The 19,578-nt window shown below is 56.9% G+C and carries 17 protein-coding genes and 2 pseudogenes; 11 read left to right on the top strand and 8 right to left on the bottom strand.

Annotated features, from left to right (window positions below; genetic code table 11):
• Positions 1 to 101 (top strand): annotated as a pseudogene (locus ACQ4N8_RS23440) (hypothetical protein); the annotation flags it as partial.
• Between the two features lie 98 nt (positions 102 to 199).
• Here ACQ4N8_RS23440 and ACQ4N8_RS23445 read toward each other — a convergent pair.
• Both ACQ4N8_RS23445 and ACQ4N8_RS23450 read right to left on the bottom strand, forming a co-directional pair.
• Positions 200 to 574: pseudogene (locus ACQ4N8_RS23445) on the bottom strand (DUF1775 domain-containing protein); the annotation flags it as partial.
• A 77-nt stretch (positions 575 to 651) separates the two neighbouring features.
• A complete protein-coding gene (locus ACQ4N8_RS23450; RefSeq protein WP_430706771.1) occupies positions 652 to 2,385 on the bottom strand; it encodes a copper resistance CopC/CopD family protein in 1,734 nt (577 codons plus the stop codon).
• Positions 2,386 to 2,648: 263 nt separating this feature from the next.
• Here ACQ4N8_RS23450 and ACQ4N8_RS23455 point away from each other — a divergent pair, with 263 nt between their 5' ends.
• The 8 genes from ACQ4N8_RS23455 (at position 2,649) to ACQ4N8_RS23490 (ending at position 12,236) form a co-directional block, all read left to right on the top strand.
• On the top strand, positions 2,649 to 3,626 hold the full coding sequence (locus tag ACQ4N8_RS23455; protein WP_430706772.1) for a diaminopimelate dehydrogenase: 978 nt from the start codon (positions 2,649 to 2,651) through the stop codon (positions 3,624 to 3,626).
• A 1,330-nt stretch (positions 3,627 to 4,956) separates the two neighbouring features.
• On the top strand, positions 4,957 to 5,910 hold the full coding sequence (gene qoxA / locus ACQ4N8_RS23460) for a cytochrome aa3 quinol oxidase subunit II (RefSeq protein WP_430706773.1): 954 nt from the start codon (positions 4,957 to 4,959) through the stop codon (positions 5,908 to 5,910).
• Positions 5,911 to 5,934: 24 nt separating this feature from the next.
• Positions 5,935 to 7,908: a cytochrome aa3 quinol oxidase subunit I gene (gene qoxB, locus ACQ4N8_RS23465; protein ID WP_430706774.1), complete on the top strand. Its 1,974-nt coding sequence runs from the start codon at positions 5,935 to 5,937 to the stop codon at positions 7,906 to 7,908.
• Positions 7,905 to 8,501 (top strand): cytochrome aa3 quinol oxidase subunit III, encoded by a 597-nt coding sequence (gene qoxC / locus ACQ4N8_RS23470; RefSeq protein WP_430706775.1) that lies wholly within the window; start codon positions 7,905 to 7,907, stop codon positions 8,499 to 8,501. Before qoxB ends, qoxC begins: the two co-directional genes overlap by 4 nt.
• Before the next feature lies 1 nt (position 8,502).
• Complete coding sequence (qoxD, locus tag ACQ4N8_RS23475; RefSeq protein ID WP_430706776.1) at positions 8,503 to 8,787, top strand: cytochrome aa3 quinol oxidase subunit IV; 285 nt, start codon at positions 8,503 to 8,505, stop codon at positions 8,785 to 8,787.
• A gap of 523 nt (positions 8,788 to 9,310) precedes the next feature.
• Complete coding sequence (locus ACQ4N8_RS23480; RefSeq protein WP_430706802.1) at positions 9,311 to 9,610, top strand: metal-sensitive transcriptional regulator; 300 nt, start codon at positions 9,311 to 9,313, stop codon at positions 9,608 to 9,610.
• A 63-nt stretch (positions 9,611 to 9,673) separates the two neighbouring features.
• Positions 9,674 to 9,874: a copper chaperone CopZ gene (gene copZ, locus ACQ4N8_RS23485; protein ID WP_430706777.1), complete on the top strand. Its 201-nt coding sequence runs from the start codon at positions 9,674 to 9,676 to the stop codon at positions 9,872 to 9,874.
• A gap of 121 nt (positions 9,875 to 9,995) precedes the next feature.
• Positions 9,996 to 12,236, top strand: a complete 2,241-nt coding sequence (locus ACQ4N8_RS23490; protein ID WP_430706778.1) for a heavy metal translocating P-type ATPase — start codon at positions 9,996 to 9,998, stop codon at positions 12,234 to 12,236.
• A gap of 108 nt (positions 12,237 to 12,344) precedes the next feature.
• On the opposite strand, the gene ACQ4N8_RS23495 is transcribed toward ACQ4N8_RS23490, so the two are convergent.
• From ACQ4N8_RS23495 to ACQ4N8_RS23515, 5 genes are all read right to left on the bottom strand, one after another.
• The gene (locus tag ACQ4N8_RS23495; protein WP_430706779.1) at positions 12,345 to 12,962 is read right to left on the bottom strand and encodes a hypothetical protein; all 618 of its coding nucleotides are present in this window, start codon (positions 12,960 to 12,962) and stop codon (positions 12,345 to 12,347) included.
• On the bottom strand, positions 12,949 to 13,143 hold the full coding sequence (locus tag ACQ4N8_RS23500; protein WP_430706780.1) for a toxin-antitoxin system HicB family antitoxin: 195 nt from the start codon (positions 13,141 to 13,143) through the stop codon (positions 12,949 to 12,951). The genes ACQ4N8_RS23495 and ACQ4N8_RS23500 overlap by 14 nt, the downstream gene beginning before the upstream one ends.
• Before the next feature lie 18 nt (positions 13,144 to 13,161).
• Positions 13,162 to 14,016: an SPFH domain-containing protein gene (locus tag ACQ4N8_RS23505; RefSeq protein WP_430706781.1), complete on the bottom strand. Its 855-nt coding sequence runs from the start codon at positions 14,014 to 14,016 to the stop codon at positions 13,162 to 13,164.
• A gap of 637 nt (positions 14,017 to 14,653) precedes the next feature.
• A complete protein-coding gene (locus ACQ4N8_RS23510) occupies positions 14,654 to 15,280 on the bottom strand; it encodes a hypothetical protein (RefSeq protein WP_430706782.1) in 627 nt (208 codons plus the stop codon).
• A gap of 105 nt (positions 15,281 to 15,385) precedes the next feature.
• A complete protein-coding gene (locus tag ACQ4N8_RS23515) occupies positions 15,386 to 16,834 on the bottom strand; it encodes a PLP-dependent aminotransferase family protein (protein WP_430706783.1) in 1,449 nt (482 codons plus the stop codon).
• A 176-nt stretch (positions 16,835 to 17,010) separates the two neighbouring features.
• Between ACQ4N8_RS23515 and ACQ4N8_RS23520 the strand changes: the two genes are divergently transcribed.
• Positions 17,011 to 17,634, top strand: a complete 624-nt coding sequence (locus ACQ4N8_RS23520; protein ID WP_430706784.1) for a LysE/ArgO family amino acid transporter — start codon at positions 17,011 to 17,013, stop codon at positions 17,632 to 17,634.
• A 152-nt stretch (positions 17,635 to 17,786) separates the two neighbouring features.
• A complete protein-coding gene (nfsA, locus tag ACQ4N8_RS23525; protein WP_430706785.1) occupies positions 17,787 to 18,539 on the top strand; it encodes an oxygen-insensitive NADPH nitroreductase in 753 nt (250 codons plus the stop codon).
• Positions 18,540 to 18,624: 85 nt separating this feature from the next.
• On the opposite strand, the gene ACQ4N8_RS23530 is transcribed toward nfsA, so the two are convergent.
• Positions 18,625 to 19,446 carry a TatD family hydrolase gene (locus tag ACQ4N8_RS23530; protein WP_430706786.1) on the bottom strand — a complete coding sequence of 274 codons (822 nt, stop codon included), beginning with the start codon at positions 19,444 to 19,446 and terminating at the stop codon, positions 18,625 to 18,627.
• Between the last annotated feature and the right edge of the window lie 132 nt (positions 19,447 to 19,578).

A 19,578-nucleotide genomic window follows, 5' to 3' on the forward strand; every position in this document is an offset into this window, starting at 1 on the left:
CATGCGCCGCGACGTCGATTACGTCGTGACGGACGATGAGGTGCTGATCGTCGACGAATTTACCGGCTTCGTCATGGCCGGCCGCGTTCGCTGCCGCTTCGGCGCTTACCACCGTGAGCGAATGCGGCTTGTCCGCGCCTTCACCGCCGGTCCATTCCACCACGCTGCCGTCGCTGTAATATTGGAAGGCGTCCCAGGCCAATTCCGCCGCTTCGCCGGGGTTCTTGGCCACGAAGTCGAACGTTTGGAATTCGCCCGGACCGATGCCTTCTCCTTCGGCGGACCAGGTCACCGCCGTCACACCGCCGTTTTCGTCCTGGGTCAGCTCGACGCTCCAATCCGGCACGGGCTGGTACTGCTTGAATTCCAGCCCGGCGGGCATTTTCAGGGCGACCTTGACGGTATTGATTTCCTTTTCGGTCGGAATCTTGATGCTGTACGTTTCCCAGGCGCCGGGGGAAGATTCGGCGGGGCTTACCGTTACGTGAGCGCTAGCGTTTCCCGCCACGGCCAGCCATAAGACGGCGGTCATGGCCAGCAGGGCGGCGGGACGGAAAAAAGCGGGTTTAAACATCGGAAATCTCCTCTTTCGTCAAGTTTTTATTCATCGTAAAAGATCCATCTTTCGCGTAGCGTTCGTTGACCGCGCCTTTAGCCGCCAACGTTGATTTCGAAATCATGATCCCAAGCATCCAGCGATTTAAACAAAATATGGACATGTACGTTCCAGCGTCCGCTCATCGTGACGAGTTCTTCGGCAGGTTGCGGACTACCGCCCCCCGGCAGCGTCACTTCGATTCTCCCCATGTCCATTTCTTTGGAGGTCAACTCCAGCGTCACCTGCTCGATGTCGTTGCGCGGCTGGCCATCCGATCCAACGACGGAGGCTTGGAACGCGTTGGTCCCTACGCGGTTGGGGGTAATATCGACGACGATCCGGCTGCCGTCGGGCAGCGACCACGCCAACTGCGCCGGGCCGGGATCGGCAGCGGCCGTCGGCAAATTGGCGAGCAGAGCCGCCAGGACGAGCACGATCAGCCCAACGCCCAGCTCCGCCCAGACCCCGGGCCCGAGCGGGTGCGATTCAGGTTTCCGTCCGCGCAGAAAAGCGGACAACCCAAGAGCCATACATACTAACGTGAGCCCGACTTTCGCCAGCAAAACGCGCCCATAGTCCGTATGCGAAAGCGCGTACCAGGTAGGAACGTGCAGCAAGCTTCCATAAATCCCCGTCGCCAGCAAAAGAGCGACGCTGCCGGCGGCTACCGCGGAAAATCGCCGGACCGCCTGACGGGTTAACGTTCCGGACGCTACGCCTTCCGCCGAGTTTGCTTGGTTCGCCGCCGGCAGCAGGAAAGCCAATGCGCCTACGCCGCCCAGCCAAATCAGCGCCGCGGCCAGGTGCAGGAAGTCCGCCGCGACGGCGATGCTTTGGAGCGAGGCCGTTGCGGCATGGCCGATTTTTGCCTTGGCGAGCAGCAGTCCCAAGCTGCACAGGAAGGCGGCGCCAAGCAGCAAGAGTCCCGTGGGCTTTCGGTCTGCCCGTCCGAATCCGCCATTCTCCGCCGCTCTCTTCTGTGACGGCGAACCCGAGCGCAGGAGCAGCAGGGTGAATCCCAGCAAAACGGCCATCAACACGGCCTGGCCCTTCCAAACTTCGCCAAAGCTGGTGTACTTGAGAGTCACTCCAAGCGAATACGGATCCCACGCTTTACTCCAGCCGCTGCCCGCATCGGCGGCCGTTTGTTGAAGCAAGCTAAGCAGCACGCCGGCCGAGGCCGCGGCATATCCGGCCAGCAAAGCGGTACGGCTGCGTCGTCCAAGCCGCCCTTTTCCGGGCAGCCCGCGGCCCGGAAGCAATACAAGATGGAAGAGGATCGTTCCGATATAGGCGGCCATCCCGCCATAAAACAACCAGCGGACCGCAAGCAAATCCCAACCGGGAAAATCGGTCTCCCGAGCAGCGATTTCTTTGGGAGCAGCGTCCTGTCCCGCGCCGCCTTGTCCGATTTGAAAAGAAATCGTCCCGGACACCGGATGCCCGTCGCCGGAGACGATCTTCCAATTCGCGGCGTAAACGCCGTCCGCCAAATCGGTGGAAAGCGCGACGCTTAACCGCGTCGGCCGCTCGGGGTCGATCTTGGAATTTCCGGCCTCCACGCGTTCTCCGCCCGGTCCGGTTACGGTTAAGGCGTGGAAGCCTTCTTCGACAGGTTCGTTGAAGTCGACGGTTACCTCGTCGGGGGACTCCGCCAACGTTTCGTCCGCCGCAGGCGTGGAGGAAACGACATAGGCGTGGGCCGAGACGGGGGGCGGGGAAAACAGCAAGCCGATCATTGCCGCCAGGGCGGCCAGGATCAACCATGTATGCAATCGAAATTTCATTTTATGCCTACCTCGTTATCTGGGAAATCAATGATATTTATCATAACAGCAGATTTTATTTTAGACTGACTCGTTTGCCGTGAACATGACTATAACGGGCTATAAACGGCCAAGAACATGCGATGAATTTGTCTAAATTGTGAAATAGTTTGGAGGGAAGGGTGAAACCGGAAATAAAATGCTAACGAATCATGTTAACTATTTCAAAATGGGTCGGGGTAGGCTACAATAGAACAAACCTGACATGTTGAGGAGGAAGTTTAGTGGGGGCAAACATCAAAGTAGGTATTGTGGGATACGGTAATTTGGGGCGCGGCGTGGAGCAAGCGTTAAAGCAAAACCCGGACTTCGAGCTGCGGGCCATTTTTTCGCGCAGAAACCCGGATGCGGTGGTGGCTGCCGGCGGCGTCGTACATATTTCGCAAATTTCCGATTATAAGGGAGATATCGATGTCTTGATCTTGTGCGGCGGTTCGGCAACCGATTTGCCGGAGCAAGGACCTGAATTGGCGGCGATGTTCAATACGGTCGATAGCTTTGATACGCACGCGAAAATCCCGGAGTATTTCGACAAGGTCAACGCGGCGGCCCTCAAAGCGGGGACGGTTAGCGTCATCTCGACCGGCTGGGATCCGGGATTGTTTTCGCTGAACCGGCTGCTGGCCGAATCCGTGCTTCCCGAAGGCAAAGAGTATACGTTCTGGGGCAAAGGCGTCAGCCAAGGGCACTCCGACGCGATCCGGCGCGTCCCGGGCGTCAAAAACGGCGTGCAGTACACGATTCCGGTTGAGTCTGCGGTGGAACGCGTGCGGAAAGGCGAGAATCCGGAATTAAGCACGAGGGAAAAGCACCTTCGCGAATGTTACGTCGTGGCGGAAGAGGGGGCCGATTTGGCCCGAATCGAACGCGAGATCCAAACGATGCCGAACTATTTCGCCGACTATGATACGACCGTGCATTTTATCAGCGAGGCGGAGCTTAAGGCGAATCATTCGGCGATGCCTCACGGCGGGATGGTGCTGAGAAGCGGACGTACGGGGGAGAACAGCACGCAACTCATCGAGTTCGGCCTGAAGCTGGACAGCAACCCGGAATTTACCGCCAGCGTGTTGGTCGCATATGCTCGCGCTGCGTACAAGCTGTCCCAGGCCGGGGCATCCGGCGCCAAGACGGTCTTCGACATTCCGTTCGGCCTGCTGTCGCCGAAGTCGCCGGAACAGCTGCGCCGCGAATTGCTATAGAATCGCACTGATACGATAAGATTAGATGAAATAAGAATTGGGTTGCCGGCATAGCCAGGTTAATTTCGGCTAAGCGGGCAATCTTTTTTTAGAGGTAGTTCAAAAAGTCATCTTTGGATCACGAAGCAGAACATGAAGCTTAATCGACATCGAATCTTGAATTCAGCCGGGCCTTCCGTTGCTCACGTAGGTCTGCCTACGCTCCGCTACTCCGTCCCTAGCTTCATCCAACCTTCTCGGTGCTTCAAACCTGACTTTTTGAACCTTTATTGAGACGGTAGTTCAAAAAGTCATCTTTGGATCACGAAGCAGAACATGAAGCTTAATCGACATCGAATCTTGAATTCAGCCGGGCCTTCCGTTGCTCACGTAGGTCTGCCTACGCTCCGCTACTCCGTCCCTAGCTTCATCCAACCTTCTCGGTGCTTCAAACCTGACTTTTTGAACCTTTATTGAGACGGTAGTTCAAAAAGTCATCTTTGGATCACGAAGCAGAACATGGAGTTTAATCGACATCGAATCTTGAATTCAGCCGGGCCAAACCTACGCTAACGGACACCAGAAACGCTATTAACCCGCTCATGGACAGCTTCCGATTCTAACGGACCGAGGAGACCTTATTTCGGTCAAATTCGGCTAAATCGCCGCCTTGGGAGCTCAATAAGGTCACTACGGTCCGTTACGCAACTGCACTACTGACACCCCTAGCATCATCCAACCTCAAACGTTTTGGAAAAACGAGCTTCGAAAGCATAGGCTTAGCGTTTTGAAAAAACGCACATCGAAAGCACCTTCTCGGTGCTGAAAAGCCGACTTTTTGAACACGCACTTTTCTGTATATGAAAGGATAAGCTTCGGAGCCGCAGCTTCCCTTATATGGCAAGAAAAACTACCGCTAATCGCGGTTCGGTCGCCGAATCGCCTTGAAATCGTCACAAAATGAGTTTGTTCCGGGTTCTATGAAAGAGAATAAATGATCTTGAATTGGAATGTTAGCAAAATATAATGTGAACCAAATCACAATATCTCTTTTTATTATGACAATTCTGCGAACACTCAAGGCAATGGCCGTCATTGTGAACAATTATCAAAATCGCCGATTTTGCCGAAATATCGCCCCAAACGATCGATAAACGACTTTACCTATGATGTAAAGGATATTTGTCACACTAAACACTTACATATATTAACAATAATTACATTCTCTATGAATTGTTATTCGATCGGCCCTTTTCTAACATAAAGGTAGCTGATCGAATGAAACCACCCGATTCCGTAAGCAAGTTATTCGCGGTGGCGTTCACAATGAAGAAAGGGGTATCGGTATCCTATGAAAAGGAAAGGGTTGCTTCTAGCCGTTTTCTCAGCCCTTCTTGTCCTCCTGACCGGCTGCAGCTCGCTGACGGTATTGAATCCGAAAGGTCCGGTGGCCAAGACCCAATCTGACGTCATTATTTTCTCCATCCTAACCATGGCGGTCATTTTGCTGGTTGTTTACATTCTGTACATTTATATGTTGACGAAATACCGCGCATCCAAAGCGGCTCCGGATTATGAACCGCCGCATATGGAAGGCAACAAATGGCTGGAAATCACCTGGATCACCATCCCGGTCATTATCGTGGCCGTGCTGTCGGTCGTGACCGTGCGCAGTACGTCGGCCGTGGAAAAAGTTCCGGAGGGCTACGAAGATCAAAAACCGCTGGTGATTTACGCTTCCTCCTCCAACTGGAAATGGCATTTCAGTTATCCGGAGGAAGGGATTGAAACCGTTAACTACGTGAACTTCCCGACGCATCGTCCAGTGGAGTTCCGTTTGTACGCGTTCGGTCCGATTACGAGCTTCTGGGTTCCGCAGCTGGGCGGCCAGAAATACGCGATGAGCGATATGGTCAATACGCTGAATCTGGTAGCCGAACACGAAGGCTCCTATATGGGCAAAAACTCCAACTTCTCCGGCGAAGGCTTCGCGCACATGGAATTCGAGGCGCTCGCCATGTCGCCGTCCGATTACGAAGATTGGGTCAAAGAAGTAAAGGATACGGCGTCTGAGTTGACGGAACAGGAATTTGACGATTTGCTGGCAACGGCTCATGTCGGCCGCAAAACCTATACTTCGACGCACCTGGCGTTCAGACCTGCTCCGGAAGGGGAAAATGCCGGCCATAACCATGGCGGCGAGAACGGGACGGAGGATTCCGGCCATGCCGGGATGGATCACTCCGAAATGGACCATGCCGAGATGGACATGTCCGAACATAACGAGCACGAGGCGCATAACTAATCAACGGGAAGGGAGCAGCTTAACATGAAATGGGACGAATTTTTCGTCACTGGGGAACCGATGATTTACGGCGCGATGGTCAGCATCGTCGTGGCGTCGCTGGCGATCGTCATCGGACTGACCTATTTTAAAAAATGGGGCTACCTGTGGCGCGAATGGTTAACGACCGTTGACCACAAGCGCATCGGGATCATGTACATTATCGCCGCGCTGCTAATGTTGTTCCGCGGCGGCGTGGATGCGCTGCTCATGCGGGCCCAGCTGGCGATGCCGGAGAACGGGTTGCTTGACGCGCAGCACTATAACGAAATTTTTACGACGCACGGGGTCATCATGATCCTGTTCATGGCGATGCCGTTTGTCGTCGGTCTGATGAACGTGGTCATTCCGCTGCAAATCGGCGCGCGCGACGTCGCGTTTCCGCGGCTGAACGCCGTCAGCTTCTGGCTGTTTTTTGCCGGCGCGATGTTGTTTAACATCTCCTTCGTCATCGGGGGTTCCCCGGATGCCGGATGGACGGCGTACTTCCCGCTCGCCAGCATCGAGTTCAGCCCGACGGTAGGCAACAACTACTACTCGATCGCGTTGCAGATCGCCGGGATCGGGACGCTGTTGACGGCGGTCAACTTCCTGGTGACGATCCTGAAAATGCGCGCACCGGGCATGAAACTGATGAAAATGCCGATGTTTACCTGGTCGGTGCTGATTACGAACGTGATCATTTTGTTCGCCTTCCCGGTATTGACCGTGGCGCTGGCGCTGATGATGTTCGACCGGCTGTTCGGCACGCAGTTCTTCACCATGGCCAACGGCGGGATGGATATGCTCTGGGCCAACCTATTCTGGGTATGGGGCCATCCGGAGGTATATATCGTCATTCTGCCGGCCTTCGGGATTTATAGCGAGATCATTTCGACCTTCTCGCGCAAAAACCTGTACGGCTATAAATCCATGGTCTGGAGCATGATTGTTATTTCGCTGCTGTCGTTCGTCGTGTGGGCGCACCACTTCTATACGATGGGACACGGCGTCATGGTGAACGGGATTTTCTCGATTACGACGATGGCGATTGCCGTTCCGACCGGGGTCAAAATATTCAACTGGCTGTTTACGCTGCAAAAAGGGCGTATCGAATTTACGACGCCGATGCTGTATTCCCTTGCCTTTATTCCGATCTTTACGATCGGCGGGGTGACCGGGGTCATGCTGGCGATGGCCAGCGCCGACTATCAATATCACAATACGATGTTCCTGGTCGCGCACTTCCACTACGTCCTGATTCCGGGTACGGTATTTGCGGTCATCGCCGGGTTCTACTACTGGTTCCCGAAACTGTTCGGCTTCCGGCTCAACGAACGCCAGGGCAAGCTGGCGTTCTGGATCATTGCGATCAGCTTCAACGTTACGTTCTTGCCGCTGTTCTTCCTCGGTCTGAAGGGGATGACCCGGCGGATGTATACCTATTCGGAAAGCACGGGCTTTGGTCCGCTTAACCTGATCGCTTCAATCGGGGCGGTGGGACTCGCCATTGGGTTTATCGTCCTGGTTTACAACATTTACTGGAGTTTCCGCTACGCAGAACGGGATAAGACCGGCGACCCTTGGAACGCGCGTACGCTGGAATGGAGCACGCACAGTCCGGTGCCGGAATACAACTTTGCCGTCGTGCCTAAGGTTGACAGCCTGGATCCGTTCTGGGAAGCGAAGAAAAGCGGCAAATCGCTGTACACGGACAAAATCGAGGAGATTCATATGCCGAATAACAGCGGCCAACCGATCATCCTGGGCATTATTTTCTTCTTCTTCGGATTTTTCATGGTCTTCAGCTGGTGGGTACCGGCGATGATCGCCGGCCTGGGGATTGTCGTGATGCTGGCGGTGCGTTCGTTCGAACGCAACCACGGGCGGCACATTCCGGTCAGCGAAATCATCAAAACCGAGCAGGCTTTGTCCAATCGGATGGACACGGATGCAGGATTGCGGGGTGAACACGCATGAAAGTAGATCATACTTTGCCTTTGGAATATCAAACGGAAGAGAACAGTAACCGGGTACTCGGGTTCTGGCTGTTCCTGGGCGCGGAGATCGTGCTCTTCGCTACGCTGTTCGCGGTTTATCTGACGCTGTGGAACCGGACCGGCAGCGGTCCGGACGGGGCAGAGATTTTTGAAATCGGGCCGGTGCTGGCCGAAACGTTCCTGCTGCTGACCAGCAGCTTTACCTGCGGACTGGCGGTGCACAGCATGCGGTTAGGGCTGAAGAAACCGTTCATGGCCTTCTTCATCATCACGCTGCTGCTCGGCCTCGGGTTCCTCGGTATCGAGATTACCGAGTTCGTAACCTATATCCATGAAGGCGCAACGATGCAAACAAGCGCGTTCCTGTCGAGCTTGTTCGTCCTGCTCGGCACGCACGGGGCTCACGTCACGATGGGGCTGTTGTGGGGCAGCGGGCTGATGATTCAGGTGAAGCGCGAAGGATTTACGCATGATACGGCGAACAAATCGTTTATTTTCTCGCTATATTGGCACTTCCTTGACGTGGTCTGGATCTTCATCTTCAGCTTTGTATACTTGAAAGGACTGATGTGACATGAAAAAACTGTTCCCGATTCAGCACGTCATGGGATATGTATTCTCACTGATCCTTTCCGTCGTAGCGCTGTCGGTGGTTTTCTGGGATATGTCGTTCGGCGTGGGCATGACGATCTTGCTGGTGTGCGCGGCCGTACAAATGTCGGTGCAGCTGTTCCTGTTCATGCATATCGGAGAGAACCGCAGCAAAGGCGCGTTGTTTACCAACCTCGTGTACGCCTTGTTCGTCGGACTGGTTACCGTGTTCGGTACCTTGCTAACGATGATTTGGGGATATCAGTAAGGGTGCAGGCTTGAATGGAATGAGAAACCCGTTGCCATGCCAAGTGGCAGCGGGTTTTTTGGCCGCCAAGGATACCCTGGAGGGGTATGGGGAAGCGAGAGGGCGTTATTTTTGCGAAAAAGTATATACTAATACCTAACGGACCGTAGAGCCGTTATTTCTCCGTTTGATCCGGCTTTTCGCAGTTAACGGACTCCACGGCCGCTATTTGATCGAAGCAGCTCCTTGTTAAGCCGATATGCTCTAAATAAGGTCTTGGCGGTCCGTTAGAGCGGGAAATGATGCGGGAAATAGCAAATAAGGTCTTTCCGGTCCGTTACAGCTCGGCGAACCTCAATATTGCCTCTTTACATACCCGATGGGGGTATATTATAATGAATTTGCAACGGCATACCAGACTGGTTTGGAAGGGAGAGGACGTATGGCGGAGAAGGTCCATCAGCAGCAGGAACATGAACAACCGCAGCAGGATCGGGAGCATCAAACGGCCGGGCATTGCGAAGAGCACTGCGGATCGCAGGACATGCGGGAGGATGGCAAGACGGTCCGGCACAGCCACCATTCCGAAGCGATGAAGAGCAACCTGACCAGCCGCTTGAACCGGATCGAAGGGCAAATCCGCGGTATCAAAGGGCTGATCGAGAGAGATACTTATTGTGACGATGTGCTGAACCAGATCGCTGCTGTGCAATCTGCGCTGAACAGTGTGGGCCGGCTGCTGCTGGAGGGGCACATGAAGAGCTGCGTTATCGAGCGGATTCAAGCGGGCGAAACGGAAGTGCTCGACGAACTGCTGGTGACGGTCAACAAGTTGATGAAGTAAGCGTAAGCCCCCGGGGGTACGCTGCAAGATTGGAAAGTCATTATACTTTAGGAGGAATTCATTATGCAAAATATTACTTTGAACGTGGAAGGCATGTCCTGCAATCATTGCGTGAAGTCGGTGGAAGGAGCGGTTGCCGGGCTTGGCGCTGCTGGCAAAGTCGACTTGGCCGCCAAGAAGGTGGACGTGACTTTCGACGAGACGAAAGTGACGGTAGAACAAATCAAGGAAGCGATCGAGGACCAAGGATACGACGTAGTATAAGAAATTGATTTAAACGCGACTCGTTAGGATAGGCAGAAACGCGGAGCCGTTCGTTTTCTGTCGTCTCGAATATACCCCGTAGGGGTATTTATCATAGATGGTTCGATATGGAGGAATGGTTATGGAAAAAGCATTGCCTACAGGCAGCGGCCAAAGTCAAAGCGATCTAACGACGCTGCAAATCACCGGCATGACTTGCGCCGCCTGCGCGGCAAGGATTGAGAAGGGGTTAAACCGGCTTCCCGGAGTGGAGCAGGCCAACGTTAACCTGGCCCTCGAAACCGCCCAGGTGCGGTATGAGCCGGGAGAAGTCTCGCTGGAGCAAATCATCGATAAAGTCAGCCAGTTGGGATACGGCGCGTTGCTCAAACCGTCCGAGCAGGAGTCCGAAGACATCCGGTCGCGGGAGATTCGCAAGCAGCGAAACAAGCTGGTCGTGTCGGCGGTGCTGTCGTTGCCGCTGCTGTGGGCGATGGCCGGTCATTTCTCCTTTACCGCTTGGATCTGGACGCCGGAACTGTTCATGAACCCGTGGTTCCAGCTGGTACTGGCGACGCCGGTGCAGTTCATCATCGGTCGCGGCTTTTACGTCGGAGCCTACAAGGCGCTGCGCAGCCGCAGCGCCAACATGGACGTATTGGTTGCGCTCGGTACGTCGGCAGCCTATTTTTACAGCTTGTATTTAAGTCTGGACGCCTTGTCCATGCCGCACGGGCATACCCCCCAGCTGTATTATGAAACGAGCTCGATCTTGATTACGCTGATCCTGCTCGGCAAATGGTTCGAAGCCTTGGCCAAGGGGCGTTCCTCGCAGGCGATCAAAACGCTGATGGGGCTGCAGGCCAAGACGGCGCTCGTCATCAAAGACGGCGTGGAGACGGTGGTGCCGATCGAGGCGGTCGTACCGGGCGATGTGCTGGTCGTCAAACCGGGGGAGAAGATCCCCGTGGACGGGTTCGTCACCGGCGGCGCCTCGGCCGTGGACGAATCGATGCTGACGGGGGAGAGCATCCCCGTGGAGAAGAAGGAAGGCGACCCGGTCATCGGGGCGACCGTCAACAAACACGGCGTGCTGCGCGTTCAGGCCGCTAAGGTCGGCAGCGAAACGGCGCTGTCGCAAATCATTCGCGTCGTGGAAGAGGCGCAGGGCTCCAAAGCGCCGATTCAGCGGGTGGCGGACGTGATCTCGGGCATTTTCGTCCCAATCGTCGTCGGGATTGCGGTCGTGACGTTTTTGGTCTGGTTTTTCCTGGTGGCGCCGGGCAGCTTTGCGGAAGCGCTGGAAAAAGCGATCGCCGTGCTCGTCATCGCCTGCCCTTGCGCGCTTGGGCTGGCGACGCCGACGTCGATCATGGCCGGTTCCGGGCGGGCCGCGGAATACGGCATCCTGTTCAAGGGCGGCGAGCATCTCGAAGCCGCCCAAGGGCTGCAGGCGATCGTGCTGGATAAGACCGGCACGATCACGCGGGGGCAGCCGGAGCTGCGGGAAGTCGTCCCGGCCGCGGGCTGGGACGACGCGGAACTGCTCCGGCTCGTCGGCGCCGCCGAGCGCGGCTCCGAGCATCCGCTCGCGGATGCCGTCGTGGCCGGGGCGCGGGCGCGCGCCCTGGACCTGCCCGAGGCCGCCGCTTTTGAAGCGGTGCCCGGGCACGGCATTACGGCGGTCGTGGAAGACCGCCGGGTGCTCGCCGGCACGCGCCGCCTGATGGCGCGTGAGGGCGTGGACGTCTCCGCCGCGCAGGCGGAGATGACGGCGCTCGAAGCCGCCGGCCAAACCGTGCTGCTCGCTAGCGTGGACGGCGTCTACGCCGGCATGGTCGCCGTGAGCGACACAGTGAAGGAGACGTCCAAAGCCGCGGTGGCGCGGCTGAAGGAAATGGGCCTTCACGTGGTGATGATCACCGGCGACAACGAGCGCACCGCGAAGGCCATCGCCGCCGAGGTCGGGATCGACGAGGTGCTGGCCGAGGTGCTGCCGGAGGGCAAAGCCGCCGAGGTGAAAAAGCTGCAGGCGCGCGGCCTGAAGACGGCGATGGTCGGCGACGGCATCAACGACGCCCCGGCGCTGGCCGTGGCAGACGTCGGCATCGCCATCGGCACGGGCACGGACGTGGCCATGGAGGCCGCCGACGTGACGCTGATGCGCGGCGACCTGGAGGGCGTGCCGGACGCGATCGCCATGAGCAAACGCACGATGGGCAATATCAAGCAAAACCTGTTCTGGGCGCTGGCCTACAACACGATCGGCATTCCGGTGGCCGCCGCCGGCTTCCTCGCCCCTTGGCTGGCCGGGGCGGCGATGGCCCTCAGCTCGGTGTCGGTCGTGCTGAACGCGCTGCGGCTGCAGCGGGTGAAGCTGTAAGCGCGGTTCGCTGCAGGATGGACTAACGTAACGCAAAACAAGCCTTCTGACGAAAGCCGGGAACGTTCCGGATTCGTCGAAGGCTTGTTTTCTCGCTAGTATTTTGCGTCATTTGATCGGGTGGGTTTGCGGATCGTGGATGATCCCTTGCTCCTCCAACGCATGGATCATCAGCCTCGCCAGCTTCAGCGTATCCGCGATCATGTGAACGTCGGGTTTCTTGGACTTCTCCGTACAGGTCAGCGATGCGCGCCCGGCTTTGATCCGCAGCCGAAAATAGACGCTTGGATGGAGGTCCAGCGTTTCCGCCAGACCCTCCTGCTTCAGCACGGACCGCAGCACGCTGGGATGGGACGCCCTTGCCCGGAATTGCTTGTTCATCGCGGAGTTCGGCAGGGTGGCCTCCCGGAGCTGTCCGGAAAACCACGCCAACACCTGCCGCTTGGCCGAAAATAAATCGAATTCCAGCTTGCGGCGCGGCCGGTAGCTGTATTTGATCGTGATGACATAGGCGTTGCCGGAGGAATCGTTGTTCGGGTCGGTGACGGCGATATCGCACGTGCCCAGGCCGCGAGCCAGCGGAACCCGGACGTGCTGCCCCTTGTACTTCAAGCCCTGGAATTTGGCGGCGGCGAAGGTGCCGCCGTAATTTTTGGCAAACTCCTTCAGCAGGACCGTCGATTTGGATTCCCACCACTGCTTACGGACTTCTTTAGTCTGCGTCATGCTTCTCCTCCTCCCTGCCTGGCGCCCGAGTGGAAGGCAGTCGGCCTTCGCGGCGCAGAGCTTCTCGCAGCAGGTATTCGATATGACCATTCACGCTTCGGAATTCGTCCGCTGCCCAGCGTTCCAAAGCCTGATACAATGTCGGGTCAAGGCGAAGAGGGAAGCTCTTTTTGCTGGCCATCGTGAATGGATGCTCCGATTAGTAGAGCGTGCTGGTATTAATGACCGGCTGGGCGGAACGGTCGGATACGACGGCGACGAGCAGGTTATTGATCATCGCGGCTTTGCGTTCGTCGTCCAGCTCTACGACCTGGCCGGCCTGAAGCCGTTCGATGGCCATTTGCACCATGGTGACGGCACCGTCGACGATTTTTTCGCGGGCGGCGATGATCGCTTCGGCTTGCTGCCGCTGCAGCATGGCGCTGGCGATTTCGGTCGAATAGGCCAAATGCGTCAGGCGCGATTCGATCACTTTCACCCCGGCGATGGCAAGCCGGTTTTGCAGCTCCCCGGTCAGTTCCAGCGCGATTTCTTCCGTGTTGCCGCGCAGGGAGAAACTCGAGTCGTCCAGTTGGTCGTACGGGTATTTGCTGGCGACGTGGCGCAGGGCGGCTTCGCTCTGGATTTCCACGAAAGTTTCATACTCGTCGACTTCGAACAGCGCTTTGGCCGAATCGACGACCGAGAACACGACGACGGTAGCGATTTCGATCGGGTTCCCGTTTACGTCGTTCACTTTCAGCTTGGCGCTGTTGAAGTTACGAACGCGCAGCGAGACTTTTTTGCGGGTCGAAAACGGGATGGCCAGGTAAAAGCCGCTTTTGCGAATCACGCCTAGGTAACGGCCGAAAAAGGTCACGACCGCCGACTGGTTAGGCTGCACGATCGTCAGCCCCGTCAATAGCATAAAGGCGATGATGCAAGAGAGCGCTCCGCCTGCCACCGGAACGACGTCAACGAGCGTAATCAGGTAAACCCCCAGTGCCGTAAAGCCCAAAATGAACAGCAAGGCGATAAATCCGTTCAGGTACGACACTTCTTTTTCTTTAAACATGGAGAGACACTCCTTCATGAATATATTGATTTGATACTGATATGATATCACTTTTGCAATAAAATGTAAATTATTATTTTCTTCTTTTTTGAAGGGGGAGCAAATAGGCGCGCGAGGTAAGGCAGAAGGTATGAAGGCGGGATAAGGAGAAGCGTGTTGGAAGGAGGAGCGATCATCGAGGCTGCGATAAGGAGAGCGACCGTTGGGACGGACACAAGAAGTGATAGGCAAGGAGTAGCGAGATGGAGTAACAAAGTGACAAGAAGGGATAACAAGAAGGAGTAACAAGAAGGAGTAACAAGAAGGGTGTAGCAAGCAAGGATAAGGACATGAAGTTAGGGGCAAGGGCAACCGGGGCGGCGAATTTTGTATGAATAATCGTATACAATCGTGCCGCGGAAAGTCGAAATTGCAAATGTGTATGAAAAATCGAACATAATGATGCCTCGAAAGGACAAAACGTTCAAATGTGTATGAAAAAACGAATCGAATTCATCATTTCCACCTTTTCGGGCGAATTGTATATGAAAAATCAAACAGGTTCATGCACGCGGCGGATGGAGTGGGCATGTTGTATTTTTCGCAAACCCTCGCATCCGCCGCAACGATCGCAACCCGGCCGCAACCGCTTAAATCCTCAGCTTATCCACGTCATCTCCGAGTCGGCCAATTTCCAGGCGCCGTTTTCAAGCTTCAGGGCGATTTTAGCGCCGATGGCTCCGCTGCCGGAGCGGTATTTGGAGCCCTCGATGAGGGCGGTGCTTTCGCCGATCTCTACCTTGGCGATCCGCAGCAGCACGCCTTTGAGGATCAGGTTGTTCGCTTGCAATTCTTCCTCTTCCATTAGTTCCTCCATCGTCCGGATGCGGATCTCGGTGTCGAAGGATTGCAAATATTCGATAATATAGGTTTTGTCGGTTTCCGTCAGCTGGGACATTTCGCTGAGATCGACGGCAATGTATTTCATCTCATCGTTAAGGGCCTCATCCAGCTTCATCATCGCTTCAAAAGCGATCGCATAGAGCTGCCCAGCCGAGCCGTCCATCTCCGAACCGCCCGGTTTGGACGGCTCCTCCCCGTTTACGGAATCCTCCCGGTCCGGGTTGGTTCCGGCGTCCGCCTCGGAAAGCGGTTGGCCTTGCTTCGCTTCGCCGGTTTCCGCCATTGGCGGAGCGGCTTGCCCTTCGTTTCCGCCGTCCCGGGAGCAAGCGGCGAGCAGCAGGGCCGCGGCGGCCAGACAAGCCAGCCCTTTAAGCAAACGCATGCAGATTCCCCCTTCGTACATATAAACGCTGCGAAGGGATAAATAGTTTCCCCGTCGGAGCGCGTTGCCCTCGGAATGGGTTTGTCCGCCGTTACATCCACTTCGCTAGATGAAAGCCCGTACCAGCTCGGCCAACCTTGCAATGCTCTCCGAGAGTTCGTCCGCCCGGGCATAGGCATAGGAGAGGCGGAAGCGGTCGTTCGCCTCGCGGTCGTACAAATGCCCCGGGTTGATCAGGATGCCCGCTTTAAGCGCGGCATCAAACAAACCGCGGGACGTGGGGGAGCCGTGGATTTTGAGCCAGAAGTAAAATCCGCCCCGCGGCATCTCCCATTCGGCGAGATCCTTAAAATGGCGCTCCAGCGCCTCCAGCGCCGCCGCTCTTCGCAAGCGGAGGTTGGAGCGCAGCCGCTCGAGATGGACATCGTACATGCCGCTCTCCAGCCATTCCGCCGCAGCTTGCTGCGATAAAGCGCTGGAGCCGTAATCGCTTTGCATTTTGATGTCGGCGAGCCGTTCGATCACGGGCTGGGGACCGGCGATCCAGCCGATGCGCAGCCCGGGGCTGAGCGTTTTGGACAAGCTGCCGACGTACAAGACGCTCCCGTTCGCATCCCTCGCCTTCAGCGGTAGCGGGGGCGGCGCGTCCAGCCATACCTCGCGGTAGACGTCGTCCTCGATGAGCGGCAGCCGGGCCGCCTCGCAAGCTTCGAGCAACTGCAGCCTGCGCGCCTCGCTCATGACCGTCCCGGTAGGATTGTGAAAAGTCGGGATGGTATACAGCAGGGAGCCGTTGTATTGCTTGGCGTACACGTTGACCAGATCGGCGCGCAGCCCTTCGCGGTCCATCGGAATGCCCCGCAGCCTCATGCCGGCGCTCTGAAAAACGGGCACCGAATACAGGTACGACGGCCGTTCCAGCAGTACCGTGGATCCGCGCTGCAGCAGTCCGACCGAAATGAGCTGAAGCGCCTGCAGGGCGCCGGAGACGATGAGCAGCGACGAAGGCGAGGAGGCGATGCCCAGCCGGCTTAATCGTCCGGCGACGACCTCGCGCAGCCGCAGATCGCCGTTCGGCTCGCCGTAGCCCAAGTTGGGGACGCGATCCGCCATGCGCCGAAGCAGCTCGGCCATCTCGGCCTGCGGCAGCAGGTCGGGCGCCATTTCGCCGGTGCCCAGCCGGATAATGCCGTCCCGGAACTCGGCGCGGTTGATCTCCTGGACGGCCGGCAGGTTGGGGTGCTGGGTACCCGAGCGGACGTATCCGCTCCAATCCGGCGGGGGGGAGGCCGCCAGCACGCCCCAGGTTTGGTTGACGACGCGGGTGCCGCCTCCCCTGCTTCCCTCGATCATGCCGGCGGCGGTCAACTCGTCCAGTGCGGCGACGACGGTGCTGCGATTGACGCCAAAGGCGGCAGCCAGCTGGCGTTGGGACGGGATGCGCGTCCCGACCGGCCACTCGCCGCCGGCGATTTTATCACGAAGCTGCTCCATGATTTGCAAATGGAGCGGGACCGGGGAATGGCGATTGGGCCGCCAAATCGGATGTTCCATGGGATTGAATTCCTCCTTGATTGCAGTGAGCCGATCGCGCGGGATAAAAGGCGTTATTGTCCATTATAACGGTTGGTTGGTTTGACATCCAGCCAAATGGATGGAGCCAAAGAGGGGGGCATGAAGGTACAATAGGCTTCGGCATTGCAAGTTAGAGAAAAGGGGAGAGGGTCATTATGTTGGGAGCGGCCATTCACGGGTTCGTGCTGGCGTTTGGGCTGATATTGCCTTTAGGTGCCCAAAATGTGTTCGTGTTTAATCAGGGAGCCGCCGGGCGCAAATTGCATCGGGCCTTGCCGGCCATCCTGACCGCCGCTTTGGGCGATACTTTGCTGATTCTGTTGGCGGTGCTGGGGGTATCTGTGCTGGTATTATCCTGGTCGTGGCTAAAAATAACGCTGTTCGTCCTCGGGTCCGGCTTCATGCTGTATATCGGTTGGTCGATCTGGAAAGACGTTTCGCCTTCGTCCGTCGCCGGACAAACGGGACTTCCCGCCAAAAAGCAGGTGATGTTCGCCCTGTCGGTGACATTTCTGAATCCGCATGCGATCATCGATACGGTCGGCGTGATCGGGACGAGCTCGCTGGGGTATGCGGGCGGCGCGAAATGGGCGTTTACGCTGGCGACGGTGCTGGTGTCATGGATATGGTTTTTCGGCCTGGCGTTGGCCGGGAAATGGGTTGGGGATCTCGATCGCGGCGGGAAGCTCCAGCGGCTCATCAACCGGGTATCGGCGTTGATCGTTTGGGGGATGGCGTTGTATTTGCTGTATACCGGGCTGAAGGAAATGTGGGCTTGAGCTCAGCTGCGGCATGCGCGGCACAGTCTGTAGACGTGCGGATCGTCGCGGGAATTTGACAAGGTCTCGCAGCTTCAGTAAGATGCAGACAAATGTAGGTTTACGAGATTCAGCCAAGCTAATTCAGACGCAACCGTAGGGAGTGAGTTTTCATGAATGAGACGATAACGGGGTTGATGGCACACCGTTCCATCCGCAAGTTTAGCGCGCAATCGGTAACGAAAGAGCAGGTGGATACGATCGTTTCCGCCGCGCAAATGGCCTCCAGCTCCAGCAACGTACAAGCGTACAGCGTCATCGCGGTCACGGATGCGGCGCGAAAAGCCAATCTTGCCGCGCTTTGCGGCAACCAGGCTTACGTGGAGCAATGCCCCGTGTTCCTGGTGTGGTGTGCCGATCTGTCGCGGTTAAAGGCGGCAGCCTTACGCCATCTTCCATCCAAGCAAACCTATGAAAGCACGGTAGAGAACTTTATCGTGGCGACGGTCGATGCGGCGCTGGCGGCGCAAAATGCCGCGGTTGCCGCGGAATCCTTGGGACTTGGGGTCGTATACATCGGCGGTATCCGCAATCGGAGCGAAGAGGTGTCAGAGCTGCTGGCATTGCCGGATCTGGCTTACCCGGTCTTCGGAATGTGCCTCGGCTACCCGGATCAGGATCCGGGCCGGCGACCACGGCTTCCGCTGCCGGCCGTCCTGCATTGGGAGTCGTACGGGGCCGATGGCGCCGAGGCCCAAAGGGAACATCTCGCGCAGTACGATGAGGCGATGTCCGAATACCTGCGTGAACGGACCGGCGGGACCAAGGATACGCCTTGGTCCGTTCTGATGGCCGATAAGCTGGCCCAGCCGTCGCGGCTTCATATGCGCGAATTTTTGCGGGAACGGGGCTTTGAGTTAAGCTGAGCACAAAACTGCCCACCGGGAGGGTTGCCTGGTGGGCAGTTTTGTTATCTTCGGGCGGGTGGGGAGTGTGTAATAGGTCTGCGCCTCAGATTCCGTAGAACCGACGCGTGTTGCCATAAAGCGTCGCGGCTGCCTTTTCCGTGGAAATTCCCTGGATATGGGCCCAAGCGGCCGCAACGTTACCCGTCATCCGCGGGTGGGTGATATGACCGGCGAACGGCCCTTCAAAAGGCCAAGGCCCATCGGTTTCGGCCATGACCCGTTCGGGCGGGTACCGGCGAGCCAACTCCTGAATTTCCGTCTCGTACACAATATCCGGCGTAAACGAAATATAATAACCGCGTTCGGCCATCCGCCGAACGGTATGCTCCGCGCCTTTAAACCAGTGAAAATGGGCTTTGGCGATGCCGTGGCGCTCCAGCAAATCGCAGACGAGATCGGCATCTTCATAGACCGCATGCAGAACGACCGGCTTATCGAGTTGGCTGGCCAGAAGCAAGAACCTCTCCAGAAGATCGACATAGGGCTCAAGCTCCAGGCCGGCCCCTTGTTCCAGCGCTTCTTTGCGCTCATAATAAGGAAGCCCGATTTCGCCAATCGCGATCATGTTATCGGAATGCTCCCGAATCCAGGCCAGCAGGAGATTCGTTTCTTCCTGGGGCGGAACCGGCTGCTCGGGGTGAAAGCCGAAAGCGGGAAACACCAGGTCCGGATGGCGCTGCGCCAAAGCCAAGTTCAGCCGGGATGAGGCCAGATGCATCGATACGGCGACGACGGCTTCGACTCCCGATTCCGGCAGCTCCTGCAGCAAACGTTCCCGGGTGACCTCGTCGTAGAGGTCCAGATGAATGTGAGCGTCGATGAGTGGATTGGCAACTTCAAGGGGTAATCCCAGCACGCAGGACATATCACACCAATTCCCTTCCTATACAGGTTATAACATGTCTCTATTATACCTGTTTTTCCTCCCTGGGGTCGGCCGAAATGCCTGTTTTCCGCCTTACTGGACGTAGGAGCCCCGTTTCGTAACCGTTTTTTA

Origin of the sequence: Paenibacillus macerans (assembly GCF_050565405.1) — a bacterium.
GTDB lineage: Bacteria > Bacillota > Bacilli > Paenibacillales > Paenibacillaceae > Fontibacillus > Fontibacillus macerans_B.